This is a genomic window from Kitasatospora sp. MY 5-36 (assembly GCF_001182915.1).
GTDB lineage: Bacteria > Actinomycetota > Actinomycetes > Streptomycetales > Streptomycetaceae > Kitasatospora.
Map to the genome: position 1 here is coordinate 1 of NZ_LFVW01000469.1, position 9,276 is coordinate 9,276.

General features: G+C 73.1%; 8 protein-coding genes. 5 read left to right on the plus strand and 3 right to left on the minus strand.

Annotated elements, in window-relative coordinates; genetic code table 11:
- From AE652_RS27275 to AE652_RS27290, 4 genes are all read left to right on the plus strand, one after another.
- Positions 1–437 (plus strand): EboA domain-containing protein (locus tag AE652_RS27275; RefSeq protein ID WP_049656157.1); only part of this gene is annotated, 437 nt, incomplete at its 5' end.
- Positions 437–1,324 (plus strand): TatD family hydrolase, encoded by an 888-nt coding sequence (locus AE652_RS27280; protein WP_049656159.1) that lies wholly within the window; start codon positions 437–439, stop codon positions 1,322–1,324. The genes AE652_RS27275 and AE652_RS27280, both read left to right, overlap by 1 nt.
- Before the next feature lie 29 nt (positions 1,325–1,353).
- Positions 1,354–2,532 carry a metabolite traffic protein EboE gene (gene eboE / locus AE652_RS27285; protein WP_049656160.1) on the plus strand — a complete coding sequence of 393 codons (1,179 nt, stop codon included), beginning with the start codon at positions 1,354–1,356 and terminating at the stop codon, positions 2,530–2,532.
- Complete coding sequence (locus AE652_RS27290) at positions 2,529–3,995, plus strand: nucleotide pyrophosphatase/phosphodiesterase family protein (RefSeq protein WP_049656161.1); 1,467 nt, start codon at positions 2,529–2,531, stop codon at positions 3,993–3,995. Before eboE ends, AE652_RS27290 begins: the two co-directional genes overlap by 4 nt.
- 479 nt (positions 3,996–4,474) lie before the next feature.
- Here AE652_RS27290 and AE652_RS27295 read toward each other — a convergent pair whose 3' ends face one another.
- Positions 4,475–6,646, minus strand: a complete 2,172-nt coding sequence (locus AE652_RS27295) for an NACHT domain-containing NTPase (RefSeq protein WP_049656163.1) — start codon at positions 6,644–6,646, stop codon at positions 4,475–4,477.
- Positions 6,643–7,077, minus strand: a complete 435-nt coding sequence (locus tag AE652_RS27300) for a chromosome partitioning protein (RefSeq protein ID WP_082346003.1) — start codon at positions 7,075–7,077, stop codon at positions 6,643–6,645. Before AE652_RS27300 ends, AE652_RS27295 begins: the two co-directional genes overlap by 4 nt.
- Before the next feature lie 253 nt (positions 7,078–7,330).
- On the opposite strand from AE652_RS27300, the gene AE652_RS27305 reads away from it, so the two are divergent.
- Positions 7,331–8,410 carry an alpha/beta hydrolase-fold protein gene (locus tag AE652_RS27305; RefSeq protein ID WP_049656166.1) on the plus strand — a complete coding sequence of 360 codons (1,080 nt, stop codon included), beginning with the start codon at positions 7,331–7,333 and terminating at the stop codon, positions 8,408–8,410.
- A 73-nt stretch (positions 8,411–8,483) separates the two neighbouring features.
- Here AE652_RS27305 and AE652_RS27310 read toward each other — a convergent pair.
- On the minus strand, positions 8,484–9,276 hold a 793-nt coding region (locus AE652_RS27310; protein ID WP_049656168.1), incomplete at its 5' end, for a BTAD domain-containing putative transcriptional regulator.

The following is a 9,276-nucleotide window of genomic DNA, read 5'->3' on the forward strand; positions in this document are numbered from 1 at the left end:
GCCCCGCCGTCCGGGCGTCCGCCGTCTACCGCCACGGGGACGCCGCGGAACGGCGCGGCGTGCTCCGCGCCCTCGGCCCGCTGGACCTGCTGGCCCCGTACGGCCTGCGGGACGACGCCGTCCCCCTGGTGTCCGACGCGCTGCGCGCCAACGACCCCCGGCTGCTGGCCGCCGCACTGGGCCCCTACGGGGCGCGGCACCTGCCGGCGCCCGCCTACCGGGAGGCCGTCCTGAAGTGCCTGCACTGCTCCGTCCCCCTGCGGGCCGTGGCCGGGCTGCCCCACCGGACCGACGCCGAACTGGCCCGGATGGCCGCGACGCACGCCCGTGAACTCACCAGCGCAGGACGCCCCGTACCGGGCGACGTGCGCGCGCTGGCCGGCCCCCGACCGGCCGCGACCGAGCCCCTTCCGCCCCCTCACCCTGCCGGGACCTGATGCGCATCTTCGACCCCCACATCCACATGACCTCGCGGACGACCGACGACTACCAGACGATGCGGGACGCCGGCATCCGGGCCGTCGTGGAACCGGCGTTCTGGCTGGGCCAGCCCCGCACGGACGTCGCCAGCTTCGTCGACTACTTCGACTCCCTGATCGGCTGGGAACCCTTCCGGGCGGCCCAGTTCGGTATCCGCCACCACTGCGCCCTGGCCCTCAACCCGAAGGAGGCCAACGACCCCCGCTGCACCGCCGTCCTCGACGTGCTGCCCCGCTACCTGGACAAGGACGCGGTGGTGGCGGTGGGCGAGGTCGGCTACGACTCCGTCACCCCGGAGGAGGACCACGCGCTCGCCACCCAGGTCCGGCTCGCCATGGACCACGAACTGCCCGTCCTGGTGCACACCCCGCACCGGGACAAGGCCGTCGGGACCAGGCGCACGCTCGCCGTCCTCCGCGAGTGCGGGATCGCTCCCGACCTGGTCCTGGTCGACCACCTGACCGAGCTGACCGTGACGGAGGTCGCCGACACCGGCTGCTGGACGGGGTTCTCCGTCTACCCGCACACCAAGATGGACCCCCACCGCCTGGTGCAGCTCCTCAAGCGCCACGGAACCCACCGGGTGCTGGTCAACTCCGCGGCCGACTGGGGCCGCAGCGACCCGCTGGCGACCCGGCGCACGGCGGAGGCGATGCTCGAAGCCGGCTTCACCGCCGACCAGGTCGACGAGGTGATGTGGCGCAACCCGGTCGCCTTCTACGGCCAGAGCGGACGCCTGACCCTGCCGGTGGACGGTCCCGACACGCCGGACCACCGCGAGGAGCCCCACGAGCGGCCCGGCGACGCCGTGTACCTGGGGAACTCCATCGCCCGCGGCGAGTAGCCCTTCCCGGAGCAAGGAGACCGCCCCCGATGCGCCTGCGCCACCCCGACGGCAGCACCGTCCACCTCGCCTACTGCACCAACGTCCACCCCGCGGAGGACCTCGACGGCGTCCTGGCTCAACTCGCCGTCCACGCCGAGCCCGTCCGGGAACGGCTCGCGGCGCCGTCCCTGGGCCTGGGCCTGTGGCTCGCCCACGACGTGGCGCGCACCCTGGCGACGGACGCGACGGCCCTGGACCGGCTGCGCCGTGAACTGTCCACCCGGGGGCTCGAAGTCGTCACCCTCAACGGCTTCCCCTACCGCGGCTTCCACGAGCCGGTCGTCAAACGGGCCGTCTACCGGCCGGACTGGAGCGACCCGGCCCGCCTGGCGTACACCCTCGACCTGGCCCGGGTGCTTACCGCGCTGCTGCCCGAGGACGCGGCCCGCGGGAGCATCTCCACGCTCCCCCTGGGCTGGCGGGCCAGCTGGACGCCCGGACACCAGGACCGCGCCCGCCGCGGCCTGGACGAACTGGCCGAAGGGCTCGCCAAGTCGGAGTCCGACTCCGGCCGCCGCGTCCGGGTCGGCCTGGAACCCGAACCGGGCTGCGTGGTCTCCACCGTGAGCGACGCCTGCGCACGGCTCACCGGACTCGACACCGAGCGCATCGGCGTCTGCCTGGACGTCTGCCACCTCGCCGTCGACTTCGAGGACCCGCCGTCCGCCCTCCGCGGCCTGGCCGACGCCGGCCTGCCCGTCGTCAAGGCCCAGCTCTCCAGCGCCCTCCAGGCCGACGATCCCTCCGACCCCGCCGTACGACGGGCGCTCGCGCGCTTCGCCGAGCCGCGGTTCCTGCACCAGACCCGCGCCGAGCCCGCCGGCCCCCGCCCGGAGCGGTGGGACGACCTCGACCTGGCGCTCCGCTCCCCGGCCGACGGCGCCGATCCGCGCCCGTGGCGGGTGCACTTCCACGTCCCCGTGCACGCCGACCCGGAGCCGCCGCTCACCGCGACCGGACCGGTGCTGACCGACGCCATCCGCGCCCTCGTCCACGGCCCGCACCCCGTCACCGACCACCTGGAGGTCGAGACGTACACGTGGTCGGTCCTCCCGGGCCGGGACCGGCCGGCCGACGACGAGGCACTGGTCGCGGGCATCGCCGCCGAACTCGCCTGGACCCGCGAGCAGTTGCTCGCCGCCGGACTGCGGGAGCACACCCCGTGACCACCCGCCGCCCCACCCCCCTGCTGGTGCTGAACGTCGCCGCGCTCACCCCCCGCCTCCTGCGCCACATGCCGCACCTGCGGGCCGTCGCCGAACCCGACGGCGACACCCCGGGGCACGGTGCCCGGCTGGAACCGGTCTTCCCCGCGGTCACCTGCCCCGTCCAGGCCAGCCTGCTGACCGGGCTCCCCCCGAGCCGACACGGGATCGTCGGGAACGGCTGGTACTTCCGCGACCTCGGCGAGGTGCTCCTGTGGCGCCAGCACAACCAGCTGGTGCGGGGCGAGAAGGTGTGGGACACCGCCAGGCGGCGCCACCCGGGCTACCGCGTCGCCAACATCTGCTGGTGGTACGCCATGGGCGCCGGCACCGACATCACCGTCACCCCGCGCCCCGTCTACCACGCGGACGGCCGCAAGTCCCCCGACTGCTACACCGTCCCACCGGGCCTGCGCGACGAACTGACCGACGCCCTCGGCCCGTTCCCGCTCTTCGACTACTGGGGCCCGCGCGCCTCCATCACCTCCAGCAGGTGGATCGCGCGGGCCACCGAGCACGTCATCCGCACCGCCGCACCCGACCTGACCCTCGCCTACCTGCCGCACCTCGACTACGACCTCCAGCGCTTCGGCCCCGCCGCACCCCAGGCCGCCGCCGCGGCCAGGGCCCTCGACACCGTCCTCGCGCCCCTGCTCCGCCTGGCCCGGGAGCGCGGGACCACCGTCGTGGCGCTGTCCGAGTACGGCATCACCGCGGTCGACCACCCCGTCCACATCAACCGCGCGCTCCGCGCGGCCGGCCTCCTCACGGTGTACACCCAGGCCGGGATGGAGTACCTCGACCCGTACACGTCCCGGGCGTTCGCCGTCGCCGACCACCAGGTGGCCCACCTCTACGTGCCCGACCCCGCCGACCTGCCGCGCGTCGCGGAGCTCGTCCGAGCGCTACCCGGAGTGGAACGCGTCCTCGACAGCGCGGGCAAGACCGCGTACGGAATCGACCACGCCCGCGCGGGCGAACTCGTCGCCGTCGCCGCCGCCAACGCCTGGTTCACGTACTACTACTGGCTGGACGACACCCGCGCCCCGGACTTCGCCCGCTGTGTCGAGATCCACCGCAAACCCGGCTACGACCCCGCCGAACTCCTCCTCGACCCCGCCGACCGCCTCGTCAGGCTCCGGGCCGCTGCCGCCCTCGCCCGCCGTCGGCTCGGCCTGCGCTCCACGCTGTCCGTCGTCCCGCTCGACGCCACCCACATCCGCGGCAGCCACGGCCGCCTCCCCGACGACCCGGACGACGGCCCCGTCCTCCTCCTCTCCGACACCACCCGCCTCCCCCGCGTCCAGCCGCGCTACGCCGCCACCGACCTGCCCGGCCTCCTCCTCCGACTCGCGGGCGGCACGGGCCGGGAGGGGCACATCGCACCCCGCGTCCGCTCCGGCGCCCGACTCACGGACGAGTAGTCCGCGTTCCCGGACGCCGAGCCGATCGACGTCTCCGACTTCCTCCAGTACACCGCCACCCCGGACGTCCTGACCGACGTGCGCGAGGGCACCCCCAACCTCCTGCTGTTCACCGACGACCTGTAGCACCACCAGGCCGGACCGGCGGGGTCGAGGTTCCGCCGGTCAGACCTTCGCGTCGCATGCCTGGTGGAAGCGTTCCAGGGCGAGTTCGACCAACTCCGGTGCGTTGCCGAGTTGTTGGGAGACGCCAACCACGCCGGCCGCGGTCGAGGCCTCGACTGTCACACGGAACAGCAGGCCGGCGGCGAAGCAGTAGGACGCGACCGCGATCCGCCGGGCCCCGGTCAGGACGGAGTATGCAGCTCTTCCTGGTGACGTCGTAGGTGGTGAGGGCAGTCCCGTGGACCGCGACGACCGTGCCGTACCCGTCCGTCCGCCAGACGCCCTCCAGCCGGTTGACACCCGGGCGCTTCGGCCTACCGGTGGCGGCGACCAGGTGTCCGGGCGAAGTGCTCCAGGAGCCGGACGTGGCGGAACTCGTAGACCGCGCCGACCTTGCGCAGCACGCCCCGCTGATGGGCGTCCTCCAGGAAGGTCATCGCCGCCTGGGGCAGTTGTCCGGTCAGCGGCAGCCAGATCCGCGCGAGGAGGGTCCACTGACCCCACGCGGTCAGGCTGAGCATGGTTCCGAGCCCGGCTCCGAACGTCGTGAGGAGTCCGAACCTGAGCGCGATCTCGGCGTTCCAGGCCAGCGTGAGGCCCCAGAGCCGGTGGTCGAAGAGGGCGATGACGGGTTTGCTCCCGATCGCGACCAGGCATCCGAACACCGGCGCGAACATGAACCACTGCAGGAGTACGGTCCTGCGGTTCATGACCAGCAGGTCGCGGGGGTCGGGGGCGGACGCGATGGCGACGCGGGCTTCGAACCAGGCCATCAGCGCCCCGGTGAGCCCGGCCGAGAGGCCGAACACGACCCCGTAGACCACCCCGGACACCAGTCCGTACGTGTACCAGTCCGGGTCCCCCGAGCGCAGGGTGCTGCCGACCCCCTGCAGGAGGCCGATCCCGGCCCCGCCCACCAACCCTGCCGCGAGCCCGACCCCGGCGCGCGCGAGGATCTCGGAACCGGATCTGGCACCCCCTCCGGCCCTTCCGCCGAGGCGTATCCGCACCTGCGACGGTTCCAGGGCCGCGCCCCGGAACACGAAGCCGATCCCGTGCACGAGCGCGAAGGCCAGGAAGGCCGGGAGGCCGTTGATCAGTCCGTCCAGCACCGCCATGGTGAACCCGTGGTGGAGCCTCGCCGTGAGGCCGCGCGGGGGCCCGGTGTCGTCGAAGACGGCGAAGGCCCCGTCCATGGCGCCGATGACGAGGGCGACACAGGCCCCGGTTACGAACCCGGTGAGGAGCATGCGCGGCACCAGCCGCATGGCGGTGCCCAGTTTCCACCAGGCGAGGTCAGGGTGCTCCTGCCGTTCGAGGTGCCGGGCGAGGAAGCCCAGCCAGCGGGACACCCGCTCCGGATCCCGGTTCCGCTCCTCCCGCGACCACCGGCCCGACGCCTTCCGGCCGGGTTGGGCCGACGGCAGCGGACCGGCGGGATAGACCGACGGGACCAGGGAGTCCAGCAGGTGCCTCTCGATCGCCTCCGGGGTGGGAAAGCAGCGCCGCTTGGCGAGGTCTCCGGGACCCCCGCCCGAGGTCGGGCGCTGGTAGGCGGTCCGGCACAGCCACAGCATCAGCGGAACCGTCAGGACCTCGGCCGCCGGGCAGGACGGATCCTCCGTCAGCGCGTCCGTGAGCGGGCGCCAGCGGTCCTGGTGCTGGGGTGTGGCACTCCTGAGCAGGTACCGCGAGGCCTCCTCGGCGGTCAGCGGTTCGGCCTCGACGACGGCGGCCGAGCGGAGCACCTGGGCGGCGTCGATCGCCTCGACGTAGTCCTCGGTCCGGCAGGTCAGGACCAGGGGGGTTCCGTCCTCGAGGGCGTTGAGCTTCTCCAGGGCCACCGGCCGTTCGTCGGCGGGCAGTTCGTCCAGACCGTCGAGCACCGGCATGATGCGCCGGTCGCGGCGCAGCAGCCGGACCGTCTCGAGGCCCAGGTAGGGGTACTCGCACAGCAGTTGCCGGTCCAGCCACTCGGTCAGGTGGTCCACGCGCGGCCGCCAGGAGGCGATCGACAGCAGGACGGGGACCGGCTCTCCCTCGCGCATCCGCCGCAGCAGTTCGATCACCAGCAGCACGGCCAGGGTCGTCTTTCCGCTGCCGGGCCCGCCCAGCACGACCAGCCGGCGCTGCGGCAGGCGCAGGAACGCGCCGGCGAAGGAGGCCAGGTCCGCGGCGCTCCCCTCGACGGGGTCCGCCGTCAGGTCGGGGTGGTCGCCGAACGCGCCACCGGATCGAGCGCACCACCGGACCGGGATCGGCTCCGGCCCGTGGAGGCCGCGCAGCGCGGCCTCCTGCCGCCACTGCGCGAGCACCACATTGCCCAGCTGCTGCGCCGCCGTCTCCACCGGGTCGGGGAAGCGCAGGGTGAAGTAGTTGTTCTGGACGCCGTTGGGGCCCGACAGGATCGCGGTCGGGCCGTAGAAGACGATGGTCGGCTCGCCGCCCGGCTCCGCACCGGTCGTGCCCGGCTCCGTAGCGGTCATGAGGCCCCGAAGCGGTTCTCCTGGTGGCCGTGGTCACCGACCACGATCGCCGTGGACCCGTGGAAGGTGTTCCCGGTCATCGTGTTTCCGCCGCGGCCCGGATCGGCGGCGGCCTCGGCCGCCTGGACTTCCGCCACGGCCTCCCGCAGTGTCCCGGCGAACCCGGTGTCGTCCTCGACCGCTTCCTCCAGGGCCAGTCGCAGCCGCTGCCGAGTACGGTCGGTCGGCTCCGTCAGACCGGAATCGGCCTCCTGGATCATCCGTTCCAGGGCCGGATCGGCGCCCAGGCGGACCGCCACCACCTCGTGCAGGCGGTCCATCCCGGCGTCCAGCGCGTGGTCGACCTCCGCGTCCATCCGGCCCGACACCCGCCTCGCCTTGCGCACCGCCCACGCGAAGAGGAAACCGACCGCCAGCTCCACGCCCACCATGTTCGCTCCCTTTGCAGGACACGTCTCGTCGGTGTACCGACCCTAGCTGCACCGGCTCGGCCGCGTGGCACGATTCCCGACCCTCGCCACGGTCGCAACCTTGGCGAACTCCCTTATTCCAACGTGTGTATGACTGTTCGTCAGATGAGCGACGGGGATGCCGGAACGCGACGGGAGGCGTCATCGGGATGTCATCGACCGCTGCCACGGTCGTCCGGTGACGTCGGACGACCAACTCATGGAGGGGAACGCCGTGACGAGGACAGTGACCCGATGGCGACTGGTGGTGGCCCTGGTGGCCGCCGCCCTGGCCATGGCCACGACAGCGGGGACGACAAGGGCCGCCGGCGGCACCGGGGCGCCGCCGCCGATGGCGGACGGGTTCGGCCTGACCCAGGTCGAACCGGCCGTGGGCGGCCCCACGAACTTCCTCCTGACCGTGGCCACGCCGGAGGTCGCGGGCAGGCACCACATCAAGATCATCCTGCCGAGCGGCTACTACGACGACCCGACCAGGCGCTACCCGGTGCTGTACTTCCTGCACGGTTCACCCGACGATCCCGTCAACCAGACCTACCCGGCGCTGACCACCTCGAACGCGATGATCACCGTCATCCCGGACGGCGGCGCCCGCGGCTGGTACGCCAACTGGCTCGACCAGCACACCCCGGCCGGGGCCCAGAACTGGGAGAACTTCCACCTCCACCAGGTGATCCCGTTCATCGACGCGAACCTGCGGACCATCGCCACCAAGAAGGCCAGGGCCGTCGCCGGCGTCTCCATGGGCGGGTTCGGGGCCTTCCACTACGCCCAGGACCACCCCGAGCTGTTCAGCCAGACCGCCTCCCTGTCGGGCGACATCGACCTCTCCGTCGACTCCATGGACCTGCGGCTGGCCATGGTCGCCTCCCTCATCGACGGGCCAGGCGTGATCTGCGCCCTGTCGTCCGGTGCCTGCGACCCCGCGAACTCCCCCTACAAGCCCGCCGTGGACAGCGACGCCCTGTTCGGCTCGCCCTACCCGGTGTTCAACGCGGACTGGCGGTGGAACGACGCCGACCCGTCACGGCACATGGACAGGCTCACCGGTGTCGGGGTCTCCATCTACGTGGGCAACGGCGGCGGTGTGGTCACCGAACCGGAGTTCTGGCTCGAAGGCGCCGCCCGGCACGTCAAGGAGCACCTGGACGCCCTCGGCATGCCCTACCACTACGTCGACTACGGCGACGGCTCCGCCTGGGGCACCCAGTGCAACGGCCGCCACAACGGCGGCTGTTGGGAACAGGACCTCCGGGACCTGATCCCCCGGCTGGAGGCGGCCTTCGCCTCCTGAGCCGACAGGATCCGGTCGCTTGACCCGACAACGGTCCGGTCTCCTGTCCCGACCCTCAGGGCCGTCCTCGGCCTCACCGGTTGCCTCCGGTGGGGCCGAGTCCGGCCTCGTCCCCGCGCAGGACCATCCGGTACGTCTGCCGCAGCACCCGACCCGGCGGCACCCCCAGCTCGTCGGCCAGCCGCCGGCGGGTACGGTCGAACACGGCCAGGGCGTCGGCCCGCCGGCCGCCGCAGTACAGCGCCCGCATCAACATCGCGGCCACCAGCTCGTTCAGCGGGTGCTCCGCGGACAGCGGGAACAGCTCGGCGACCGCCTCCGAGTTCCGGCCCAGTCGCAGCTGCCACTCCAGCTTCCGCTGCGCGACGGCGATCCTGCGCTCGGTGAGCCGCAGCCGCTCCAACTCGGCGAGCGGGCCCGGCAGTCCGGCCAGCAGCTCCCCGCGGAACAGCTCCAACGCCTGGGAGCAGAACCGGACCGCTTCGACCGGGTCGCCCGCCCGGTGGGCCGCCCCGGCGGCGGTGACCAGGTCCTCCATCCGCGCCAGATCCACCTCCGCCGCGCCGGAGACCAGCCGGTAGCCGCCCCGGTCGTACTCGATCACCGAGTCCGGGCTGTCCCCGATGCGCAGGATCTTGCGCAGTCGGTAGATGTGCACCGGCACCACGTTGGCGACCGGCTGCTCCAACCCCCAGACGCCGTCCAGCAGTTCCTGTCGACTGAGGGCCCGTCCCCCGCGCAGCGCCAGCGCCGCCAGCACGGCCTGCCGGCGCGGATGCCCCAGCTCCAACGGCCGCCCGCCCTGCCAGGCCCGCAGCGGCCCGAGCACGGCGATCCGCACCGCGGGCCCGACCGTACGGCTGGCG

Coding starts and splice junctions, on each gene's coding strand:
- eboE (WP_049656160.1), top strand. CDS start 1,354: ATGCGCCTGCGCCACCCCGACGGCAGCACCGTCCACCTCGCCTACTGC.
- AE652_RS27300 (WP_082346003.1), bottom strand. CDS start 7,077: ATGGTGGGCGTGGAGCTGGCGGTCGGTTTCCTCTTCGCGTGGGCGGTG.
- AE652_RS27295 (WP_049656163.1), bottom strand. CDS start 6,646: ATGACCGCTACGGAGCCGGGCACGACCGGTGCGGAGCCGGGCGGCGAG.
- AE652_RS27280 (WP_049656159.1), top strand. CDS start 437: ATGCGCATCTTCGACCCCCACATCCACATGACCTCGCGGACGACCGAC.